Raw genomic sequence first — 22746 nt, 5'->3', positions numbered from 1 at the left:
TATTCTGCTCCTGTGATAGACCTCCATGCACACACAAATCAGTCCGACGGCAAAGACACGCCGGCACAGCTTGTGGAAAATGCCAAAGCCGCCGGCATCGAGGTCCTAGCAATTACTGATCACGACACCGTTTCGGGTTGGCAAGAGGCAATCTCCGCCGCTCAGACCAACCGAATCGGCCTAGTCCCCGGCATTGAAGTTTCCACGAGATCTGAAACCGAGACCGGCAGAGGCATCAGCGTCCACATCCTCGCCTATTTGCCAGACCCAGAGAATGAGCCGCTAATCGGTGCGCTAAATCGAACCAAGGAGTCCAGGGTCAAAAGAGCTAAGGAAATGGTCCGCAGGCTTGAAGCGGACTACCCAGTCAGCTGGGATTTGGTTCAGGCTCAGTTGCCACTGGGCTCCACCATTGGGCGCCCGGCTATTGCCGACGCTTTAGTTTCGCTTGGAATTGTGCCGACTCGCTCGGATGCCTTCACTTCGATCCTGCACCGAAACTCTCCCTACTACGTCTCGGAGGTCTCGCTTCCAACCCTGGAGGCGATTGAGCTGATTCGAGGTGCAGGGGGAGTGTCCGTGATGGCACATCCGCTGATTGATTTCCCTGCGGGTGCAAAACCAGAGGATCTACCTCAGGCACATTTCGAATACCTAATTGCTGCAGGGCTCAACGGCCTTGAGGTAAATCACCGCTCGGTTCCCAAAGTCGCAAGGACCTGGCTCTCGGAGCTGGCACTGAAGCACAACCTAATCGTCACCGGATCATCCGACTATCACGGGGTTGGTGGCAAGGACAACAAACTTGGTGAGAACACCACGGCTCCCGAAATGCTGGAGCGCATCATTGATCAAGCCTGGGGCTTCGAACCGTTTCTGTAGTTCCTGACTCGGTTACGCTCACGCTTGGGAGCAGCCGGAGAACTCTGGACCGGCTTGCTCTTCGCCTCAGATTTCTCTTTGGCAGGTTCTTTAGCCCTTGCAATACGACCCTTGGTTCCCGCCGGAATCCCCAGCTCTTCGAAAAGGTGCTTCGAGCTTGAGTAGGTCTCTTGAGGCTCAGGCTGACCGAGCTCTAGCTCCCGGTTGATGTGGACCCAGCGGGCCATGTCGTCCCAGTCAACAAAAGTGATAGCTACGCCCAGTTTTCCAGCGCGACCAGTTCTGCCAACGCGGTGCAGGTAGGCCTTCTCGTCCTCTGGAACCGAGTAGTTGATCACGTGGGTCACGTCATCAACGTCAATACCTCGGGCAGCAACCTCGGTTGCCACCAGAATCTCTTTCTTACCCGTGCGGAAGTTGGTCATCGAGCGCTCTCGAGCCTCTTGCGACATGTCGCCGTGCAGGGGAGTGGCACTAAATCCGCGGTCAGTCAGTTCCTCGGTGAGCTTGGCGCTGGTTCGCTTGGTTTTCACGAAGATTACGGTCTTGCCTCTACCCTCGGCCTGCAGGATGCGGCCCACAACCTCATCCTTGTCAAGGGCGTGTGCTCGGTAGACAAACTGTTTGATATCTGCCTTGGTCTTACCTTCGTCTGGATCCTGAACCCTGATGTGAATCGGTCGGTTTTGGTATCTGCGAGCCAGGTTAAGAATTGCCGCCGGCATGGTCGCTGAGAACAGCATGGTCTGGCGATCCTGCGGGGTAAAGCTAAACAGCTTCTCCACGTCTGGCAAGAAGCCCAGGTCGAGCATCTCATCGGCCTCGTCCAGCACCATGAATCTGATCTTGGTGAGGTCAAGGAGTTTTTGTTTTGCCAGATCAATCAAGCGTCCGGGGGTACCCACTACAACTTGAGCGCCGGCCTTGAGGGCAGCTACTTGACCCTCGTATGCCTTGCCACCGTAGATAGCCGCTATTTGGGTTGGTCGGTTGGAAGCTGCAAGTTCGAGGTCCTCTGCAACCTGAATGGCCAGCTCTCTCGTTGGCACAACGACCAGTGCCTGGACGCCAGGCTCTGGATTCTGTCCCAGTGACTGCAGCAGTGGTAGCCCGAACCCCAGTGTTTTACCGGTTCCGGTTTTTGCCTGGCCAATAACGTCGGTTCCAGATAACGCAACTGGAATAGCTTGCTGCTGAATTGGGAATGGACTGGTGATGTTTTTGGAATCTAAGGCATCGCAGATGTCTGCATCGATGCCCAGTGAGCGAAAGTTCAAGAAAATCTCTTCTGTGTTTGCTGCCTCACATTGGTGGTCGGCAGGATTGTGGTTATAAGCTTCTGGGGTGTTGGATTGGCTACGCAGACTGCGCAAGGTTTCTCAGAAGCTTTCGCTTCCTTCTCGCGACACAGGTGCAGGTCGCAGCCAAGTTCAACTCAACCCTTCAAAGCTTACCCCCTCGCCCGAGATTTACCTCGGACAGCTTTCCGTTCTCACCCTCGCAATTGCTGAGCGGCTTGACCACCAGTCCGAAACCGTTTCTGACCAGGCCCTTTCCAAGAAGCTTCACAAACTCTCCAACTCCTACTACGCAAGGCACGCAGAGCTAACAGCGTTGGTAAGCAAACAGGGGCTGTTCAGCGAAATTTCACACCAGCACTTCGCCTCCAGGCTGGATTTCGCCCTGGCAAGAATTCAAGGGACGGATTCGCTCGAGGATTTGATGCTCGACTACATAGCCTTCGGAATGCTGGAGAGTCACTACAGAAACTTGGTGAAAGGTCTTGCTCCCTCCAAGCGAATCCGAGTCGAGGAACTTCTGTCAGACGGCGCGCTCGAGACGACGTTGCAGGAAGCCCTAATTCAGGCGATTGAGGATGACGCGAGAGTTGGGCACCGTCTTGCGATGTACGGGCGGATGATTGTGGCGGATGTGCTCTTGGAAATTCGAGATTCTGTTAACCTCGACAAGGTTCTCACTCCACTTCCAAACCTGACCCCAACGGAATTGGCTCGAACCCAGTTCAAGGCGCTTGAGCCCTACACCTCTGAGCTAATTGCTCAGCACACCGTCAGAATGGACCGACTAGGCCTTACCGCGTAGTCGCAGCTCGGAAAGCTTTTTCGCTTCGCTCTCAGCCCTGAGTTTTGCCAGGTAAGAGGTTCCAAACCAAATAGCTGCCGGCATGGCCAGCATGACGATGAACCAGATCCAAGCCTCGTCGTAGTGAAAGCCAAACCAGGTCAAAACCAGCCAAAGTGCAGAGCCCGATGCCAGGGCTAGCCCAAGCGGAACCAGCGATCCGTAATGCTCAGATTTTGGGAGAACGAATGGCGCCACCAGCGCCAAAATGGCTGCGTAAGCGAGTAGAACCAGAATTTCCATTAGGCAATAAATCCAACCCTGCGGTTTTGCTCCGCTCCGATTTCAAAGTAAGCCACAGATGAAACTGGAACCAAAATGGTCTTCCCCTTTTCATCCTCGAATTGAAGCAGGTCAACCTTGTTTGCAAATGCCTCAGAGACCGCCTTGGTTACCTCCGCGAGGGTTTGGTTGGACTCGAAGCTGATGTCTCGTTGATTTTCGCGAATCCCAATTCTGATTTCCATGACACTCCTTATAGGTGCCTCTAGGTTACGACATCAAAATGTCTGCCCCGCCCAATAGATTTGGGAGGTGACTCCAGCAGAAGCAGTCTTTGTTCCAGCGACCCCATCTTCGCTGCCTTCGACCCTGCCCGGATTCGCTCCCGACTTGCTCACTGGCCACCATGCGGTTGTCGGTTCACCAGGTTCAGGTAAGACAACCCTGCTTGGGCAATTGGTTATCGAGGTCGAGAGAGCCGGTGTCGAGCCATCAGACATCTTGGTGCTAACCCCTAATCGTGCTCAAGCCAGCGACCTGCGAGATCAAGTCTCACTGGACAGCCAAAAAGCCGCCGCCGCACCCCGGGCCCAGTCAATCACCTCATTTGCATTCGCTCAGCACCGCATCAAGGAAGCCGGGGTTCGCCTCCTCAGCGGAAGTGCTCAGCAAAAGATTCTCCGGGAGTTGGTCTCGAGCAGCCCGAAGGCTCCCTGGGGCTTCAACTTTCAAACTGTGAGCCTGGAAGGATTCATTCAGGAGATACGAGACCTTATTACCGTCTGCCTGGAATTCAATTTGGAACCCAAGCAGCTGGAAGAAATTACTGTCAAAACCAAGGGCATAGACATTGCCACCGAGCTACTCCCGCTCTATCTGGAGGCGGTGAAGCGTTCTGGCGCCCTTGATCCGGCGCTTCTAATTAGCACCGCGCCAAGGCAGGCCTCTTTCAGTCACATCCTGGTTGATGACGCTCACGACTTTTCGCGGGCGGGCTTGGAATTTGTGGCTGAGCTTTCGCAGGGTAAAAATCTTGTGCTGTTTGGAGACCCAGATGCCGCGTCACTGGGATTCAGAACTGCCCTACCCGAGGGGTACCTTTCTAGATTCCCCTCGGTTCCGAAGCATTACCTTGAGCCAAGAACCAAGTTTTCCCAGGCCCTCTCAAAACTCTCGGGCAAACTACCGGCTCAACTTGCCGGACCGCAGCGCCCCAAGCCCGCAGGGGTAACTGTGGGGGCGCGAACATTCCTGAACCAGGTGGCTGAGGCGGATTGGCTGGCCGCAGAAATTCGTCGAGCCAGGCTCCAGGAGAATCTAAGTTTTAGTGGGATCGCCGTGGTTGCCAGAACCCGACCTCAGCTTGAGCAGCTTGCAAGTGCCCTCAGTGCAAGGAACGTTCCGGTTTCCATTAGTGGAAGCCAAAGTGCTCTGCGCGATCAACCCTTTGCCCGCGCCGTGCTGGAGCTTTTACGACTGGCATACCAGTCATCGGAATCCACAGACGTGGTTCAACTTCTGGAATCCTCGCTGGTCGGTCTGGACAGCATTGGCATCAGGCGACTGCGGCGTCAGTTGATTGCCTTCGGAGATTTTGAGTACTCGGACCCAGCACAATTTTGGGCCTCGGCTTTGGAAATTGAGCACGAGCCAAAAACCTCAGAAATCAAGAAGTTAAACTTTGTCATCGCACTGCTGCGAACGCTTAGGGGCCACCCGGAAGCTTCAGCTCCGCAGGCCATCTCTTTAGTTTTGGAGGCCGCAAACCTCTCCCAGCGTCAAGTTTTGGGCAGGGGGAACTCAGCGGTGGCTCGGGGCGCAAATCTTGACATTGATGCTGCTTTACAGTTGGTGGCAGCAGCCAATCGCTTCTCTGAAAATAATCTTGGAGACGCGAGAACATTTTGCCTCGAGCAGCTAGAACAGTCGATCCCTGAAGACTCGCTTGCAGCCACATCCAGTATCGATGCGGTGGTTTTGACAACGGCGTCCTCAATCTCAGGTAGATCGTTTCACACTGTTTTTCTTCCGAGGCTTCAGGATGGGATATGGCCAAACCTCAGGCCGCGGACTTCGCTACTGGGAGCTAGTTCGTTGGCGGGGTACCTGTCAGGAAAAGTGGAGTCCCCGGACCGAGTGGTTCGAGGGGAGCTCCAGGATGAAATTCGCTTGCTCTACAAGGCGATCGGTGCTGCCTCGCAGCGGTGCGAGCTCTCGGCAATGATCAGCAGTGAAGAGCAGCCATCGCAATTTTTTCAACTCCTAGGACTTGAGCCTGAAATCAGCCTTGAGCTGGTGAGCTTTGACCTCAGGCGGTTGGTTGGTTCCTATCGAGCCCAGCTAAGAGTCGGTAACACTGAAAATGTAGGCAAGCTTGCTGCACTGGCACTCATGGGTGTCCCCGGTGCTCATCCAAGTTCATGGCAGGGGCTACTTCCCCTCTCTACAGATGAACCCCTGGTTTCTGAAGGCGAGAAAGTTAGATTCTCACCGTCAAAGCTTGAGGCTTTTGAAAAGTGTCCGGTGCACTGGTTCATCGAAAGCTTCGGTGGTGATGGCAGTGGTTTTGAGGCTTCACTGGGGACTCTGCTGCACGCTGCTATGGAGCAGGGTGGCCATCGGGATGAACTGGTTCAGTATCTAGAGAGCAATTGGCACACCTTGGAGTTCGAATCCAGCTGGCAGGCTCAAACTCAGAAGCGCAAAGCACTTCGAATGCTTTCGGCAGTTGCCGATTACCTCGAATCCGCCGACTTGCTTATGCAGGCTGAACAAAAATTTGAGCTCAACCTGGGCCGACTTCAGATTGCCGGAAAAATTGACCGTGTCGAACAGCTACCAGATGGTTCCGTGGCGGTCGTGGATCTGAAAACAGGGAGGACTCCTTCGCAGGCCGAAGTCTCCGGCCATCGCCAACTCGCGGTTTATCAACTGGCAATGCGCGAGCTGGGACATGAGCTTGCCGGAGCAAAAATCGTCTCGGTTGGAGAGCAAAAACTCAAGGTCCTGCAGCAGCCTCCGCTCACTGAAGAACTGGAATCTGAGATCACGAAACTGCTTGCGGATGTCGAGCAGCAGGCCGGGGCCGCGAGGTTTGCAGCCAACGTCAGCTCTCACTGCCTGCAGGCCGGAAATTGCCAACTGCTGATTGGCAAGGTGATCACCGGTGGCTAATTTTTCCGCTGATGAAATTTACGCACTGGTCTCCAAGCACACCCTGACCAACGAGCAACGGGCCGTCATCGAAGGGGCACCCTTCGATTCCCCAGCCCTTGTCATCGCCGGAGCCGGAAGCGGAAAGACTGAGCTGATGAGCCTCAGGGTGCTTTACCTGGTGGCCAACTCGTTGGCTCGGCCAGACGAGGTGCTAGGACTCACCTTCACCAGGAAGGCTGCCGCTGAGCTCTCGGCCCGCGTCAATCAGGCTCTGTATCGACTTCGGGAAACTGATTTTTGGCCAGCAGACCTGGAGCAGGATTTCTCACCCGCCTACATCGCAACCTATAACTCATTTGGTAATGATATTTTCCGGAGGTTGGCCCTCTCCGTTGGATTTGAGCAGGATGCAACCCTGCTGACCGAGGCAGCCTCAGTGTCTCTGGCGGATGAGCTGGTGCGGTCACTCAACCTAGAGACTCACGCTCGACTCGAGGACTGGGAGAAGTCCAAGTCTCATCTGATTGACTTGGTTTTGGCCCTCGCATCCGAGCTGACCGATAACCAAATTTCCGCCGAGTCGATGAATCAGCACCTGCAATTTTTCATCGATCATGTCTCTGGCCTTCCGAAGAATGCCAGCGGCTCCATGGAGCGCTTTGCTTACACAGAGGACCTCTTGGCATCAGCGGGGCAAAACCAGTTGCTCGCCGATTTGGCCGAGGAGTATCGCTCTCTAAAGTCCAAACGAAATTTGGTTGACTTCGCCGATCAGGTAGCACTTGCCCTCAAGGCATTGGAAAAACCATTCGAGCATCAGCATCGATTTGTCTTACTGGATGAGTACCAGGACACCTCAACTATTCAGACCAAGCTGCTTTCAAGGCTGTTTGCTGGTAAGTCGGTTCTTGCGGTGGGGGACCCAAACCAGGCAATTTATGGTTGGCGCGGAGCCAGCAGTCGAAATTTGACCGGCTTTCACCAAGACTTTGGCAGTCCACGGCCGGTTACTTTCACACTTTCCAAATCATGGCGTTCAGGCCCAGCGGTAGTTGCTGCGGCAAATGCCACAGCCCATGCTCTGAACTTGAGTCAACCCGAGTTAGCTCCGGTAACGCTCGAGGCAGGAAAACCTCAGCATGACGATCAGGTGACGGCGGCGGTTTACCAGACCGAGGCAGAGGAGGCAGCGGCGCTGGCTCAGTGGTTTATGGAGCGAGTCGATGAAAACACCTCGGCAGCCTTGCTGACACGGACTAAGGCATCCATGGCAGAACTTTCCGAAGCCCTCACCAAGCGAGGTTTGGTGGTCGAGGTCAGCGGGCTTTCCTCGCTTCTTGAACTTCCAGAGGTAATGGACCTAATTGCCGCCCTGAGCGTTATTGAGCGACCGGAGGCCGGGGCTCAGTTGATGCGACTTTTGGCGGGGCCAAAATGGAGAGTTGGTGCAAAAGATTTAGCAGCTCTGGGTGATTTAGCAAGGTTCCTCTCAAGAGTGAGAGACGAGGTGGTCGCCTCGCAGCCGGTCACCATTGTTGAGGCGTTGGATGAATTGTGCCGGGATTCAGAAATTGGAAACTTCTCCGATGCAGGGAGATCAAGGTTGATAGCTGCTGCGCAAGTCATTCGCAGAATGCGCTCCAGGGTTTCAATTCCGCTCTCTGAACTCGCGTGGAGCATCGTCAAGGAGCTCGAAATTGACATCGAACTGTTTTCTGCTGGCACCTCAGTCAACCCGCTTTCGAACCTGGAAGCTTTCATCGCGCGCATCGCAGAGTTCGAACAGGCAGCCCTGCGACCAACCTTGGGATCCATGCTGAATTGGTTGGATCACGCCAAGCAAAGGGAGAGCTTTGAGCTCCCCAGGTCGGGAGCAAAGCAGGGAGTGGTACAAATCATGTCCATCCATGCCGCCAAAGGCCTGGAGTGGGATGTGGTGGCCATAGCCCAGCTGAACCAGGGAAGCTTTCCAATTGAAGGTCGTGGGGCTAAAGGCTGGTTGGCAAGTGGCAAAGTTCCCTTCTCGCTCAGAGGCGATTCTCAGGCACTGCCCGAATTTGCCTTCCAAACGACTCAGACTCAAGGTGAACTAAAAAAACTATTTGACGAATTTCAAGACAAAAATCGAGCCAAGCACCTAATTGAGGAGCGCAGACTTGCTTACGTAGGGTTCACCCGGGCCAAACGCGAGCTTCACCTGACCGCCTCCTATTACAAACCCGGACTTAAAAAACCGCGGCCCATTTCTGGATTCCTTGTTGAACTTCTTGAGTCAGGTCTGTGCCGCAACACAATTGAAATTCCTGAGCCAGATCCGGTTAACCCGGCTTCAGGAAATTCCCAAATCAAAATCTGGCCTTTTGACCCATTGGGAGAAAAGCGTGATGCTCTAGCTCAAGGCGCAGCGGCAGTCTCAGCGGCTGAGCCCGCTCGCATTGAGAACTTCACCGAGTTTGCACTCCTGCTGGAGGAGCGCGAGCGAAATGCCTCCAGGCCGACCTCAGCATTCCCTCGCCGGCTTTCTGCCTCAGCGCTGATGCGGCTGATAGCGGAACCAGAAAAATTTGCCGAGTCGCTAGTGAGACCGATGCCCGGCCTCTTCTCTGCCTCAGCCCAAGCCGGCACGGACTTTCACGCTTTGATTGAGGACTGGCTGCTCGGTGATGAAGTTGACATTGACTTGGATGACCAGCTAGTCAAGAACTTTGCGCAGAGTCGATTCGCTTCGCTTGAACCAAAGTTTGTAGAGCAGAGCATCGAGATCGTGCTAGATGGCCTAGTTGTAGTTTGCAAGCTCGATGCCGTGTTCGAGACCGAACTCGGATTTTTAGTCGTGGATTGGAAGTCGGGTAATTCTCCGACCGATCCAGCTTTGCTCGAGGCACGCGCCATGCAGCTTGCCCTCTACCGCATTGCTCTATCGAAATGGCTGCAGGTTGGTGTCGAGCGCGTTCAGGCCTGTTTTTATTTTGCCGGTGATGCAAAAGAGGTAATGCCCAGTCGACTGCCTAGTGAGGCGGAACTAGTCGAAGCGTTGACGAAAGCTAGAACAGCTCGTCGAGGGTAGTCTCAGTCGGCTCAGCTTGGGTTAGGTCATCGGCAGGGGCGTCCTGATCCTGCTCTTCAACTTCTTCTTGCAATGCTGATGGGGAGAGGGTTTCGATCGGTTGGGTTGGCATTGCCTGCGGAATGATGCTGCTGGCGACAGCTAGGCCAACAAAGCTGGTCGCGGTTAGCTCCTTGAGATTTCCCGCCTCAAGATTTTCTTTCAGGTCATTGAGGAGATCTTCTGCTTGCTTTATCTGCTCGGCGTCACCAATGCTCAGGCAGTGAAGTAGCCAGGATCCCAATTCCAGTTCGGAATAAAGAATCGCGCGCTGGGCCAGGTTCTCATCTGCTTGAGGTCTGGCCGCGCGGTAATGCAGCAGGGCGTCATCTAGGGTCGATGCGACAGCCCCCGAGGCTAACCAGCGGAAGTCTTCGGCGGGGTCGCCGACACACAAAGCATTGAACCCAGTAATGCCAACAACCTGCTGGTTCTCAACCAGCACGGCCTCCGAGTTGATTGCTGAGTGAGTCAGGGTTGGGTGGAAGCGGAAAAGTCCGATGTCTTCCAGGGCGGTTTCCCAGCGGCTCAAAAGCGCGGCTGGAATGCGACCGGTGGCGGCCATGCGATCAAGCTCCTGAACCTTGTGGTGCAGGACGGTGGTCGCATCGTAACTGGGCAAACCAGCTTCGATGATTGGCTGGGTTTCACAATTGTGTAGCGAGGCCATTGCTTCAGCGAAAGACTTTGAAAATGCCCCAGGCCCCAGTCTTGAGAGATCTGGAGAGCTGCCTCCGAGAAGAGTGAAAAGCACGGCTCGCTGCCCATCAAAATCTTGAGTTTGACCGACTTGGTTAGGGATAGCGAACGGGAGACTAAGTTTGGCCTGGTTCAGGGCTTGCAACACGGTGATCTCGGTCGCTAACTCTGTGATTCCGGCGGCGCTAGCGGGCATTTTAAGCTCATAGCTTTGGCCCTCGGCGTCCCAAAGACGCAACACCTCGATGTCCGGGTTGTCGGTAATTTTGAGGTAGTGCCTAAAGTTTTTTCCAGGCGCGGCGTCGGCTGCCAGTGCAGCTAAAATCAGAGCAGGTCGTCCCACACCGTTTAGGTTAGACGCTCTTGTTGCGCTCTGGCGGCAATGCCACGCGAACCCAAAGGATTGCAGATGAGCCAAGACTCAGTCGGTCACCCACTACTTGCTGGCCTTGATGAGCAACAGCGTGAGGCTGCCCAGGCACTTCGGGGGCCAGTCGGGATTTTGGCTGGAGCGGGTAGCGGCAAGACAAGAACCATCTCACACCGCATCGCCTACGGAATCGATCGAGGAGTTTTTGCCGCTAATCGGATACTTGCCCTCACCTATACCAATCGTGCCGCCAGTGAACTTCGTTCCCGACTGCGCTCCCTGGGCGTCACTGAGGTGGCGGTTCGAACCTTTCACTCAGCGGCCCTGGGGCAGTTGCAGTTTTTCTGGCCTCAACTCACCGGCGGTTTGCCTCCCAAACTTTTGACCAACAAGCTCCCGGCACTGAGGGAGGTTCTCGGCGAGCTTCGGCTTGAACTTCGCGATGAGGAGCTTAGGGAGCTGGCTGCTGAAATCGAGTTGGTGAGCTACAGCTTGGTTTCACCTGGTCAATACCTAGAGCGTGAACGCGGCGTCATCGCTGGTTTCTCTCCGGAAAGATTTGTAACTGTTTTGGAGGCCTACTCGAACTATAAGCAGCAGAAGCGCCTGGCCGATTGGGAAGACGTGCTGACTCTAACCCTCGGACTTCTGAGGAGTGAGGATCGGATGCTGGAGCACGTCCAGCAGCAATATCGGTTCTTTACGGTGGATGAGTACCAAGATATTTCGCCGCTGCAGCAGGCCCTGCTCGAAACCTGGTTGGGCGAGCGCGAAGATGTGTGCGTCGTTGGAGACCCCAGGCAAGCAATCTACGGTTTCGCCGGGGCTGATGCGGGGTTCCTCACCGGTTTTGGCTCACGTTACCCGAACGCTGAAATTTTCGAACTGAATCGAAACTACCGCTCAACCTCTGAAATTGTTGCCAGTGCAAACTCGGTGGCTTCCACCAGAAATCTGGAGCCGGTCAGGGGAGAGCTAACGAGCCCAGTCGTAATTGAGGCGGCGAGCGCCAGCGCAGAGGCAAAACGAATTGCCTCCGGCATCGCGAAGTCGCTGGCTGAGGGCTGGGCACCCAGTGACATAGCAGTTCTCTCTCGCATCAACTCTCAGTTGGAGCCAATCGAGCGCGAGCTGGGCACTCTTGGAATATCGGTTCAGGTCCGCGGCGCGGGTCGATTTTTCCGCATTCCTGAGGTGCAGAAGGCAATGCTGGCCATTCGGGCACTTCAGATATCCACCCAGCCGCAACCACTATTCATGTTGCTCAGTGAGATCCTCAGCCAGCTGGGTTGGAGCTCTCAGGAGTCCAAGTCTGAGAAGTGGCGCAATCTAAATTGGTTCATGGAGATATTTGATGAGCTGGGCAGCCCCTCGCTGGATGAATTTGTTCGAGAGCTTGGGGAGCGGGAGCGCTCAGGCGATGAACCGATTCGGGAGGCCATTACCCTCGCCACAGTCCATGCCACCAAGGGTTTGGAGTGGCGCGCTGTTTACCTTTGCGGCTTGAATCAGGGCTGGTTCCCTATTTCACACGCCAAGACTGAAGCTCAGTTGGCCGAGGAGCGGCGCCTGTTTTATGTTGCCATCACCAGGGCTTGCGATCAGCTCACAATGAGCTACATCAGCGATCGTGAAAGGTCGAGTTTTCTCAAGCTGCTCTAGCGGCAGCCGCAATTTCTAGTCACTGGTTCAAGCTCTACAACCTGACCGGTTTTTGCTTGGTATTCCAGGGCACCCCCGCTAACTTCCTGTCCGGCCAACTGCAGGGCAATTCGTTGAATAGCGAGCCCGAGTGAGGTCAAAAGTGAACTCGAATCAGCAAAATTTCGATCCAACTGGTTTAGCTGTGTGGCGACCTTGACCCAGTCGGGGTCGCGGTCCATCTTCTCTACTTCGCTGCAGGCCAAGCAGGCTGTTTGGCCAGGAAGAACAAGTTGAGAAACGCTTGCCCCCAGCTCTGTAAAGCAGACGGCGATGTGCGGGGTTTCGCGGTTCATCCAAGGTTGATAGAGCTCAGGATCCACGACATCGTTGTCTAGAAGGAGCCCGGCTGAAACAGCCTCAAGCCCTTCGCCCCTCCTGGTGTGCAGGCGAAGCTCGCTCTTGGTTTTCCCAAGCAGTTGGCAGGCTGCCTGATGCCTAGTTGCGCCAATCAGTTCCGCGGGATATCCGAGCTCTGCGGTGTCTTTACTTCTCACCCTGGTGGCATCAAAAGTAATGACGCTTCCGAATCCGATGGTGAACAGCGCTCTGGTGGCGATGAGGCCGGCGACCGAGAGGTCAGAGACGAATATGGTTTGCGAACTTCGTAGTTTCATCAGCCGCGCGGGATCCTGGACCCCGGTTGAGTAAAGCCGAAGAATCTCAGCGAAGCGCTGCTCGACCTCTTGTGCGCTCAGCTCAGGTAGGAAGTGTGAGGTGTGGGTCAGCAGAGGCCCTAACCGCGCGAGCAGGGGGTCAAGGTCTCGGCGCTCAATCTTCGCGAGCACGTCTAGGTTTTCAAACTGTGCATTGGTGAGTCCGGTTTCGAGCAAATCCAAAGCACGATGCTCGGCCTCCGAGTTCACCGAGACCAAGTTACTGGTTGTGGCTCCGTAGCGGCGCTGGTTGTGATCCTGCCAAATTCTTGCCAGTGAGGGATTGATTTGTTTGGCCATGTCCCAAGCTTGGAGTTTTCGAAAAAATCCTGCTCGGCACTTTCCACAGGTCTAACCCAAAAGGTTGCGAAGCTCCTGGTCCAGGTCGTCGTCGGAACCATTGATGCGACTGATTAGGAGCTCCGGGTTCTGAATTTCCTGAGCATTTGGAAGTTGATCTGGATGGCTCCACAGGCTATCGGCCTTGGCCAGTGGCAGAGATAAGCGGACCTGTTGCCACATCGCCATTGACTCGCGCTGCAGTCTCGGCTTGAGTTCCAGCCCCAACAGAGTTGCAAATGTCTTCTGAGCAGCCCCGACCGCTTGGTGCCGGCGGAGCACCTCCATGAGGGCGCCATGCGAGGGGAGCCGGCTGGCAGCTTGCAAACTAACGGCATCAGCCCATCCCTCAACGAGTGCGAGCAGCAGTTCAATCCGTTCGAGAGCGGTCTCTTGCTCTTGAGTTCTCGGGGTAATCAGCGCACCGGATTCAATAACGGACTGGAAGGTGCTGGGATCTGATGGATCGACCTGGGCGGCTAATTCTTGGATGGAACTTAGATCTACCCTCAAGCCTGCGGCAAATTCCCTGACCTGGGTGATCAGCTGCTCCCTCAGCCAGCGGTTACTTGCGTAGAGGGCGCTGGTGGCAAGCTCGCGAATGCACAGGAAAATCAGCATTTCACTTTTTTGCACCTCAAGCTCAGAGAGAAACGCTTCGAGGTTCTGGGTTACAAACCCAGGGCGACTACTCAGTGGGAGTCCAATCTCAGTGCTGGAGAGAACGTTTTGGGAAAGCTTGCCAACGGCCTGTCCAAGTTGAGCGGCAAACATCACGGCTCCAGCGTTTTGCAGGAACTTACTCGCGGGGCCTATCATCCCCGCCAGCTCTTCCGGCACCGTCCCCCTGAGGTTTTCACTCAGAGCCTTGGACATCGAAGTTGCCACTGGTTCCGCAAGCTCACGGAAAAGTGGAATCGAGTCCTGCACCCATAGTTTTCTTGTGAGCTGCTTGGGCGTTTCCGAATTGGCAAACTCCGTCACCTCGGAGAGCCACAGAGCTGCCATCTCAAAGGCCTTCTGGAGCTCCCCGGTCAGGTTCGAGCTGGCTTCGCGCTGCTCCTTGGTTGCCAGATCGGTGGCGGTTTTAGTTGCCAGTTCCCAGTTCACGGGTCCCGTGGAATCGGACATCATCGCGCGGACCTGTTCGAAAAGTTGACCCATCAGTTGTGGGCTCATGCTCGCACCCGCCACCTTGGCCAACTCCTCAGGGTTTAACTGGCCTGACTCAAACATTTGCTTGAGAAGTTTTTCCAGTTCTTCCCGGCTATTTTGTTCGTCCAAGTCGTCCCTTTCGACAGCTCTTGACGCTATCGCTAATTAGCTTGCAACGCTTGAAAATTTGCTGCGAAAGCGCTGTGTTCGCCCACGGCGTTAGGTCGTTGGCTCTGGTCTGCTCCAGGCAACTTAGCATTGACCCAATGACTTTTTTCAACGGCAATAACCCAAAGCGCAGGCGCACCAGCTTTGCAATAACGACGCTGCTGCTTTTCAGCATTGGGTCTTTGATGCTCCTGCCGTCCGGGTATGTAATTGAGCGGCCTGGAGCTGTCTTCAACGTCATGGGCGAGATTGACTCCGAGCCGGTGATCAGTTCAACGGACACCGAGATTTTTGAAAGTGAAACGCGTTTGGACATTACTACCGTTTCACTACTGGGCAACCGGGAATCAAACCCGGGTTGGTTTCAGGTATTGGTGGCTTGGTTAGACCCCAACCAGGTGGTGTTGCCCCTAGATGAGGTTTATCCTCCCAACCTCTCGACCGAGCAGGTGAGGGCAGAGTCTTCCGCGCAGATGGAGGTCTCGCAGCAAGACGCCATAGCGGCTGCACTTGGCGAGCTTGGTTACACCTTCGACCGAGAGCTCTATGTGGCCTCTGTGATTGCAGACACCCCGGCCTCTAAGAAGCTGGTGGCGGCTGATTTTGTGCTCCAGGTGGACTCGGTTCCTGTTGCCACCTACGAGGAGTTGCGTGCCGCGGTACAAGCATCCGAGGGAAGAGAAGTCATTCTCAAAGTTTCGCGCGATGGCAAAGAGTTAGATGTGCCGATAACTCCAGAGTTGAAAGACGATTCCTATTACCTGGGCGCAATGGTGGGATACACCTATGACTTCCCGGTTGAAATCAATCTCCAGCTTGGTGATGTTGGCGGACCCTCAGGCGGTTTGATATTCAGCCTCGGAATCATCGACTCGCTAACTCCGGGGTCCATGGCCTCAAACACCCACATCGCCGGCACTGGAACCATCAGCGCAAACGGTGAGGTCGGACCAATTGGCGGGATCGGACTAAAGATGATTGCGGCTAGGAATGCCGGGGCAACCCTGTTCCTCGCCCCCGAGGGTAACTGCTCCGAAGTTATTGGGCAGATTCCCGAAGGGCTTTCTGTTGTTATCGTTGAAAACCTAGACTCGGCGCTCGCAGCTATTGCCGAGTTTGAAGACTCGGGTACCGTGCCCGAGATTAGCTGCGCACCGTAGGAGATGACCATGACCAATGTTCCAGGACGACCGATAAGAAAACCTTCGCCTTTTTCAGTGGCAATCAGCATTATTGCGGTCATTGCCGTGGTGCTATTCAGTGCCGCTGGGGCATACACGGACTGGCTGTGGTTTAGACAGCTGGATTTTGAGGTTGTGTTTTTGACTGAGATTGCTGGCCAGGTCGTCAGCTTCCTGGTGGGCTGGTTGGTTATGACCCTGCTGGTGGCAATTGGTCTAGCGCTCGCGTGGCGCAACCGACCCGTATACCTTCGCCTACCTGAAGCCTCGCCCTTCCAGGCCTATCAGCAGATGATCGAAGGTGTTGGAAAGCTCGTGCGCTTTGGCCTGCCGGTCGTGGTTGGAATTTTTGGTGGCCTGTTAGCTTCCAGGCAGTGGGAGACCATTGCCCTGTTTTTGACCGGTTCAAACTTTGGAACCACCGATGCTCACTTCGGTTTGGACGTCGGCTTCTACGTTTTCCAGCTGCCATTTTGGACTTTTGCCGTGGGATATCTTTCGGGCGCGGTGCTGCTGGCTGGTCTGATTAACGGAGCTGTCCACCTTATCTACGGTGGAATTCGAATCACCGGGCGCGAGGTAAAGGTTTCAAAACCAGCCAGAGTTCAGCTATCGGTTCTAGTGGCGCTTTACCTAACCCTTCAGGGTGTGAGCATATGGCTGGATCAGTACGCTACCGTGACTGCGAGCGGCCCGCTGTTCACCGGAGTGAACTTCACCGCTGCCAACGCCATAATTCCGGGTCTTCAGATTCTCGCCTTGATTTCAGTTGCTGTAGCGGCGCTTTTCCTAGTAACTGCAATCATCGGACAGTGGCGCATCTCAATCATCGGAACCGCGCTCATGGTGGTCAGCTCAATCGTCCTCGGGGGCCTCTACCCTTGGCTGATTCAGACCTTCCAGGTGGTTCCAAATGAGCGAACCCTGGAAAGCCCCTTCCTGCAAAAGAACATTGACGCTACCCAGCTGGCCTACGGCCTAGACGAGGTAGAGGTTGTCGAGTACGACGCAAAGGTGGTCGCTGAGCCTGGTGCCCTGCGCAATGACGCAAAGACCACTGCATCAATTCGAATTCTTGACCCGGCACTGGTCTCAGATGCCTTTAGGCAGCTAGAGCAGTACCGCCAGTACTACAGCTTCCCAAACCGACTGCACATTGACCGCTACCTGATTGATGGCCAGGTGCAGGACACCGTCGTGGCAGTTCGAGAGTTGAACCAGGCAGGTCTTGGCGACTCGCAGTCCTGGTACAACTCAACAATTGTCTACACCCACGGATTTGGTCTAGTTGCCGCTTATGGAAATAAGCGCGACAGCGATGGTAAGCCACTGTTCCTGCAGTCCGGTATTCCAAGCGTTGGGGCTTTGGGTGACTTTGAACCTCGGGTTTACTTCGGTGCGAACTCGCCTGCCTACTCAATCGTTGGCGCAGCCGAGGGTGCGGAGCCTTTGGAATTTGACTTCCCCGCCGGTGAGGACGGTCAGAACGAGACCTACACCACATTCTCGGGTGATGGCGGCCCTAAGCTCGGCGATCTGATGACTCGCGTTGCCTACGCTCTGAAGTTCCAAAGCGAGCAGATTCTGCTATCGGATGCCATCAATTCCAATTCGCAAATTCTCTATAACCGTGACCCTGCAACCAGGGTGCAGGAGGTTGCACCATACCTAACCCTGGATTCTGAGGTTTACCCCGCGGTTGTCGATGGTCGAATCAAGTGGATCATCGATGGTTACACCACCACCAACCAGTACCCATACTCAAACGTGGAGAATTTCCTCGCTGCCAAGCTGGATTCAGCCTCCGAGACCTTTGGTTCAGGCGCCACGAGTGTTAACTACATCCGAAACTCTGTGAAGGCGACTGTGGACGCGTATGACGGTTCGGTTGACCTCTACGCGTGGGATGAGACTGATCCAATTCTTGCGGCCTGGATGAAGGTCTTCCCAGACACGGTTCAGCCTAAGAGTGAAATGAGCGGGGACTTGATGGCCCACGTTCGCTACCCTGCCGACCTTTTTAAGGCGCAACGCTCAATCCTGGGTCGATACCACGTTTCAGATGCCGGCTCGTTCTACTCGCAGCAGGATGCTTGGATGACTCCGAATGACCCGGTGGAAGGCAACGGCCTGGGAACACTGCAGCCGCCCTACTACCTGACTCTGCAGGCACCCGGCGAGACTCAGAGCTCTTTCTCGCTCTACTCAACCTTCATTCCGCAGTCCACAGGTGACACCGCTCGAAACGTGCTCACCGGATACCTGATTGCAAATGCAGATGCGGGAAGCAAGGCCGGGGCGGTGAGTGAAGACTTCGGAAAGCTGACCCTGTTGAACCTGCCTCGAGAGACGATTGTCCCCGGCCCAGGTCAGGTTCAGAACAACTTCAACGCAGACAGCAACGTTTCTTCGCTGCTCAACATCCTGCGGCAAGGTTCGACTCGAGTGCTAAACGGAAACCTGCTCACGCTTCCGGTGGGTGGCGGCTTGCTCTACGTGCAGCCGGTTTACATTGAGTCCACCGGCGAAACCAGCTATCCGCTGCTGCAGAAAATTCTGGTCGCATTCGGAGATCAAATTGCCTTCGAGGACACCCTCGATGAAGCCTTGGACAAATTGTTCGGTGGAAACTCTGGTGTCGATGCCGGGGACTCCACGACTGTGAATCCTGGAGCCAGCACATCTTCCCCGGTTGTCTCTGACAATCCTGAGTTGGCAGGTCTGCTCGAGCAGGCTCGTCAGGCCATTGAGGAGAAGCAGGCTGCTTTGGCCGAGGGCGACTGGACCAAGTTCGGGGAGGCCGATCAGAAGCTCTCCGCTGCCATCGAGAAGGCTTTGGAGCTCTTGGCAGAGTAGTCACGAATCTGCTAGGATTTGAACTTCGCCGCGGGGTGGAGCAGTTCGGTAGCTCGCCGGGCTCATAACCCGGAGGTCGTAGGTTCAAATCCTGCCCCCGCAACCAATAGAAAACCCCTTGGGAAACCAAGGGGTTTTTGCTTGTGGATAACTCTCGGCGCCAAATTCTGAATCTGACTACCTTTTCGGCATGAGATTTTTGCCACTTCTGCTATTGCTGACAAGCTGCTCCAGCCAGACCGCGCAAGAGAAGTCGCTGGAAGATTACGCGGCCATGGCTTTGTCCCAGAGTGCTGAAATTGTCCTCAGTGGGGAAGCCCTGGCGGCCAGTGAGGCGGCGAGAGAGAAGCTAGATGAACTTGGTTATCGGCAGGTCGGGCGGGCTCGCTTTGAAATTCTTCAGCAGCTGACTCCTCGCGCACTCATCGCCTGCCTCGACGTATCGGACATCAAATTCTTCGATGCCATGGGTCAAGTTGATTTAGGCGAACCCGTTGCTCCGCAACGCGTTGAGATTTGGCTTGACGACACCCCGCAGGGGAAGCGTATTTCTAGTTTGAATCCCACGGGAGCACCGTGTTAGAACTCATCATTCCGCTTATTTTGGCGACAAGTTGCGACATTACTTCGGTGGCTCTTGGCTCCTGCGGTTGCCCCGGAGGTAGCGCTGGTGAATTTTCTCTATGTGCGGGTGAGGAATCCACATCCCGTGAAAGTGAGGCCAATTCAGGTTCTGGCGAGCAGGCCATGGAGCTCTGTCAGTTTTATGCCAATGGCACGATTGATATTCCAACCATCACAATCATTGAGGCGTGGGTGCCGCTAAATTCGAGACTTTGTCTGGGGGACGAAGTTTCTGCGGGCTCAGCACCTCGAGTGAAGTCTCTCTCTGAGCAGCTTGAAGATCGCCTGACGGCCATTTCCAACCGACCTTATGCCTGGTGGGAGCCGGGGGACGATATTGAGTTTGATGACCCTGCACGATTTTTGGTTTCTGGAAACGATCTGGACTTTGAAGGGGAGCTGCTTGGGAAAACCGCTCAGATCAGATTTAGGGCGACCAACGCCCGCTGGGAGTTCTCGGACGGAGCCTCCCAGTCAGGATTCGAAACTGCTAAAAGTTTTGCCGACATCGGCGATTACCGAGCGCAAGCCTTTGTCCGCTACAGCGTGGATTACAGGATTTCAGGTTCGCAGTGGGTTGTCGGGGCGGCCAGCTGGGAGCTGGGATCAAATACGCTCAGCGTGAAAGTCATCGAACTTCCCAGGAGGACACTGCTGGTCGACTAGCTCCTCAGAATAAACTCAGACAAGGTTGAGAAAATCTCCAGCATCGCCTCGCATACTTTTGCGAGAGCAGCGAAAGGAAACTTATGTCTGAGTGGAATCGTTCCGGGGAGAATCAGTTCACTTTCAACCCGCCCTATCGGGCGCCCGAGCCGTTGGTCGCAAAGCGTAGCCGCAGGCCACTGCGTGCCCTGGGTATTGCAACCCTCACCATGGCTGCGGCCCTGGTTGGAGGAATTATCGGCTCTACCGCATTCACTCTTTCCTACTTGGCTATTTCCCAGCCAGCACCTGTTGTCGTAAACAACACCGAGCAGGTCAACTGGGTCACTGGAGCAGCAGCCAACGCAGCACCATCGGTTGCAACCATCGGAGTTGAGGACGCCAGTGGTTCAGGTTCGGGCTCTGGAGTGGCGCTCACCGAGGACGGTTATATCCTGACCAATGCTCACGTGGTAACGCTCGGCGGCCTAACCGATCAGGCAAACATCACGGTCCAGCTTTGGAACGGTGAGGTGTATCCCGCCGAGCTAGTTGGCTATGACTCGATTTATGACCTTGCAGTTCTAAAGATTGATGCGATCGGTCTGAAGCCGATTGCGTTTGCCGATTCGGACTCCCTAAATGTCGGCGAGGATGTGGTGGCAATTGGAGCTCCGCTGGGTCTTTCGTCCACCGTTACTCAGGGGATCATTTCCGCTCTAAACCGAACCATTCAGGTTGCGAGCAGTGAGGTGAGCGAGAACCCCGGGTTGCAGTTCTGGAACGGCACCGGGACCGCACCAATCTCACTGCAGGTGATTCAGACCGACGCTGCAATCAATCCGGGCAACTCGGGTGGTGCATTGGTGAACTCTTCGGGTGAACTAATTGGAATCAACGTTGCAATCGCAACCGCTGGAAATGCCGAATCAGGCAGCATCGGAGTTGGTTTTGCCATACCGTCTAACACCGCGGAGCGTATAGCTCAAGAAATTGTCGAGACCGGATCTGCGACCCACGGATTGCTCGGGGCGATGGTTAGCGACAACACGGCCGAGAATTCCTCATTCTCAACCGGAGCTTATGTTGAAGACGTCACAGATGGGGGAGCAGCCCAGTCGGCTGGGATTCGGGCTGGCGACATCGTGGTCCGTTTTGGCGGAGAGCTGGTTGCATCAGCATCTGATCTAACTGCCCTGGTTAGAGCCGAGCCTGCTGGAGCGGCGGTTGAAGTTGAAGTAATTCGCTCAAGCGAGCGATTGACTTTTCAGGTAACCCTCGGCGACGCCGCAGACCTAAACTAAAACCTATGACCGAGTCACAATTTGGCACTCAACTCGAGGAAAAAACCTATTTAGATCCGGGTGACCAGGAGCGCTACTCCCACTACGTAAAGAAATCCAAAATCGTAGAATCGGCAGTTTTGGGCAGTGCGGTCGAAGCACTCTGCGGCAAGGTTTGGGTTCCATCCAGAGACCCACAGAAATTTCCGGTCTGCCCCACCTGCAAGGAAATCTATGAGGGTTTCAAGCCATCAGAGGACGAAGCTAAATAAATTCGACCGGGATGGCCGGGTCGCCCTTGGAGAGGCGCAGTGCCCCACTTGGAAGTTCAGTAATCGCGGCTGCGTGATGCTCCTTGGCTCTCTTTACACCCTCGCTACCGATGAAGCGCGTATCGATTTGACCGCCTGAAACCAGTTGAGTTTGGAGCGGTCTTCCCTCGGGAAGATGGTCAGAGATGAGTTCAGCTTTGGCAATTCCGCTTTCCAGTTGCCGCGCGGCAAACTTCTTCCCACCGCGGTTAGTTTTTGCCTTCGACCGCTTCGCCACGTCATGCCAGCCCTCGCCATCTGAGTGAGCAACGAGTTTGTAGACAAAGCCTGCGGTTGGGAATCCAGATCCAGTGACGAGTGAGGTTCCCACCCCGTAACTATCTATCGGTGCAACGGCAAGAGCCGCGATGGTGTATTCGTCAAGGTCACTGGTGACGGTAATTTTTGTTTCATGTGCACCCAGATCGTCTAGCTGTTTGCGCACCTCAACGGCTGTGCTTGAAAGGTCACCGGAATCAAGACGAACTGCCCTAACCTTGCCTTCGCTTAGCCGAACGGCTCGCTCAACCGCCATTTTCACGTCATAGGTGTCAACTAAAAGCGTCGTTTGATTTCCCATTGAATCCAACTGAGCCTTGAAGGCCTCTTCCTCAGAATCGTGCAGAAGGGTAAAGGCATGCGCGGAGGTGCCAAAGGTTTCAAGCCCGTAGTCTCGGCCCGCTTCCAAGTTGCTGGTTCCATCAAAACCTGCAATCACTGCAGCCCTGGCCGCCGCCACTGCGGCAACCTCGTGGGCTCTTCTGCTGCCCATTTCGATGAGTTTTCGGTCGGCGCTTGCTGATTTCATTCTGGCTGCCGCGGAGGCCACGGCCGAGTCGTAGTTCATGATCGAAAGGATTAGGGTTTCCAGGAGTACCGCCTCTGCGAAGCTCGCCTCCACGCTCATTACGGGGGAGCCTCCGAAGTAGAGCTCACCCTCGCGATAACCGGAAATGTCTCCGCTGAACCGGTAATCACTTAGCCACTTGAGTGTTGGTTCATCCACGACATTTTGGTTTGCTAGAAAATCGAGCTCTGCGCTGGTGAAGGTGAACTCCTGAAGCGCACTGAGCACTCTTCCAGTTCCAGCCACTACGCCGTAACGTCTGCCAGCTGGAAGCTGGCGGGCAAACACCTCAAAGACGCAACGCCGGTCAGCTTTGCCTGATCGCAGGGCAGCTTGAACCATGGTCAGCTCGTAGCGATCGGTCATTAGCGCGGTAGACACGCTCTTAGCCTAGTGAAAGCTC

General features: G+C 55.0%; 18 protein-coding genes and 1 tRNA gene. 12 read left to right on the top strand and 7 right to left on the bottom strand.

Annotated elements, in window-relative coordinates; translation table 11 throughout:
- The first annotated feature begins 12 nt into the window (after window positions 1-12).
- Entirely contained in the window at window positions 13-882 is an 870-nt protein-coding gene (locus HRU87_RS05010; protein ID WP_173493834.1) for a PHP domain-containing protein, read from the top strand.
- Here HRU87_RS05010 and HRU87_RS05005 read toward each other — a convergent pair.
- Entirely contained in the window at window positions 852-2159 is a 1308-nt protein-coding gene (locus tag HRU87_RS05005) for a DEAD/DEAH box helicase (RefSeq protein WP_173493833.1), read from the bottom strand. The genes HRU87_RS05010 and HRU87_RS05005 overlap by 31 nt on opposite strands.
- Before the next feature lie 67 nt (window positions 2160-2226).
- Here HRU87_RS05005 and HRU87_RS05000 point away from each other — a divergent pair, with 67 nt between their 5' ends.
- Window positions 2227-2985 (top strand): ferritin-like fold-containing protein, encoded by a 759-nt coding sequence (locus HRU87_RS05000; RefSeq protein WP_173493832.1) that lies wholly within the window; start codon window positions 2227-2229, stop codon window positions 2983-2985.
- On the opposite strand, the gene HRU87_RS04995 is transcribed toward HRU87_RS05000, so the two are convergent.
- Window positions 2968-3267 (bottom strand): hypothetical protein, encoded by a 300-nt coding sequence (locus HRU87_RS04995; RefSeq protein WP_173493831.1) that lies wholly within the window; start codon window positions 3265-3267, stop codon window positions 2968-2970. The genes HRU87_RS05000 and HRU87_RS04995 overlap by 18 nt on opposite strands.
- Window positions 3267-3491, bottom strand: coding sequence for a DUF3107 domain-containing protein (locus HRU87_RS04990; protein ID WP_173493830.1), 225 nt, complete (start codon window positions 3489-3491; stop codon window positions 3267-3269). Before HRU87_RS04990 ends, HRU87_RS04995 begins: the two co-directional genes overlap by 1 nt.
- Before the next feature lie 67 nt (window positions 3492-3558).
- Here HRU87_RS04990 and HRU87_RS04985 point away from each other — a divergent pair, with 67 nt between their 5' ends.
- Together HRU87_RS04985 and HRU87_RS04980 are read left to right on the top strand one after the other, a co-directional pair.
- Entirely contained in the window at window positions 3559-6420 is a 2862-nt protein-coding gene (locus HRU87_RS04985; protein WP_173493829.1) for an ATP-dependent DNA helicase, read from the top strand.
- A complete protein-coding gene (locus HRU87_RS04980) occupies window positions 6413-9469 on the top strand; it encodes an ATP-dependent helicase (RefSeq protein WP_173493828.1) in 3057 nt (1018 codons plus the stop codon). The genes HRU87_RS04985 and HRU87_RS04980 overlap by 8 nt, the downstream gene beginning before the upstream one ends.
- Here the strand turns inward: HRU87_RS04980 and HRU87_RS04975 are convergent.
- Complete coding sequence (locus HRU87_RS04975; protein WP_173493827.1) at window positions 9447-10550, bottom strand: phosphotransferase; 1104 nt, start codon at window positions 10548-10550, stop codon at window positions 9447-9449. The genes HRU87_RS04980 and HRU87_RS04975 overlap by 23 nt on opposite strands.
- Window positions 10551-10616: 66 nt before the next feature.
- On the opposite strand from HRU87_RS04975, the gene HRU87_RS04970 reads away from it, so the two are divergent.
- Window positions 10617-12239 (top strand): ATP-dependent helicase, encoded by a 1623-nt coding sequence (locus HRU87_RS04970; RefSeq protein ID WP_173493826.1) that lies wholly within the window; start codon window positions 10617-10619, stop codon window positions 12237-12239.
- Here the strand turns inward: HRU87_RS04970 and HRU87_RS04965 are convergent.
- Together HRU87_RS04965 and HRU87_RS04960 are read right to left on the bottom strand one after the other, a co-directional pair.
- Window positions 12236-13234: a hypothetical protein gene (locus HRU87_RS04965; RefSeq protein ID WP_173493825.1), complete on the bottom strand. Its 999-nt coding sequence runs from the start codon at window positions 13232-13234 to the stop codon at window positions 12236-12238. The two genes, HRU87_RS04970 and HRU87_RS04965, sit on opposite strands and share 4 nt — an antisense overlap.
- Before the next feature lie 51 nt (window positions 13235-13285).
- Window positions 13286-14509, bottom strand: coding sequence for a zinc-dependent metalloprotease (locus HRU87_RS04960; RefSeq protein ID WP_173493824.1), 1224 nt, complete (start codon window positions 14507-14509; stop codon window positions 13286-13288).
- Window positions 14510-14694: 185 nt separating this feature from the next.
- On the opposite strand from HRU87_RS04960, the gene HRU87_RS04955 reads away from it, so the two are divergent.
- From HRU87_RS04955 to HRU87_RS04925, 7 genes are all read left to right on the top strand, one after another.
- Window positions 14695-15756 carry a YlbL family protein gene (locus tag HRU87_RS04955; RefSeq protein ID WP_173493823.1) on the top strand — a complete coding sequence of 354 codons (1062 nt, stop codon included), beginning with the start codon at window positions 14695-14697 and terminating at the stop codon, window positions 15754-15756.
- 9 nt (window positions 15757-15765) lie between these two features.
- Window positions 15766-18633: a UPF0182 family membrane protein gene (locus HRU87_RS04950; RefSeq protein WP_173493822.1), complete on the top strand. Its 2868-nt coding sequence runs from the start codon at window positions 15766-15768 to the stop codon at window positions 18631-18633.
- Between the two features lie 29 nt (window positions 18634-18662).
- A tRNA-Met gene (locus HRU87_RS04945) sits at window positions 18663-18739 on the top strand.
- An 84-nt stretch (window positions 18740-18823) separates the two neighbouring features.
- Window positions 18824-19216, top strand: a complete 393-nt coding sequence (locus HRU87_RS04940; protein ID WP_173493821.1) for a hypothetical protein — start codon at window positions 18824-18826, stop codon at window positions 19214-19216.
- Window positions 19210-19923 carry a hypothetical protein gene (locus tag HRU87_RS04935; RefSeq protein WP_173493820.1) on the top strand — a complete coding sequence of 238 codons (714 nt, stop codon included), beginning with the start codon at window positions 19210-19212 and terminating at the stop codon, window positions 19921-19923. The genes HRU87_RS04940 and HRU87_RS04935 overlap by 7 nt, the downstream gene beginning before the upstream one ends.
- 83 nt (window positions 19924-20006) lie before the next feature.
- The gene (locus tag HRU87_RS04930) at window positions 20007-21206 is read left to right on the top strand and encodes a S1C family serine protease (protein WP_173493819.1); all 1200 of its coding nucleotides are present in this window, start codon (window positions 20007-20009) and stop codon (window positions 21204-21206) included.
- A gap of 5 nt (window positions 21207-21211) precedes the next feature.
- Window positions 21212-21457, top strand: a complete 246-nt coding sequence (locus tag HRU87_RS04925; RefSeq protein WP_173493818.1) for a DUF3039 domain-containing protein — start codon at window positions 21212-21214, stop codon at window positions 21455-21457.
- On the opposite strand, the gene HRU87_RS04920 is transcribed toward HRU87_RS04925, so the two are convergent.
- A complete protein-coding gene (locus HRU87_RS04920) occupies window positions 21450-22724 on the bottom strand; it encodes a nicotinate phosphoribosyltransferase (RefSeq protein ID WP_281359123.1) in 1275 nt (424 codons plus the stop codon). The two genes, HRU87_RS04925 and HRU87_RS04920, sit on opposite strands and share 8 nt — an antisense overlap.
- Between the last annotated feature and the right edge of the window lie 22 nt (window positions 22725-22746).

The sequence above is a fragment of the Aquiluna borgnonia genome, assembly GCF_013283855.1.
GTDB lineage: Bacteria > Actinomycetota > Actinomycetes > Actinomycetales > Microbacteriaceae > Aquiluna > Aquiluna borgnonia.
Note: the sequence above shows the minus strand (reverse complement) of the source record. Positions and strands in the feature narration are given on the sequence as shown.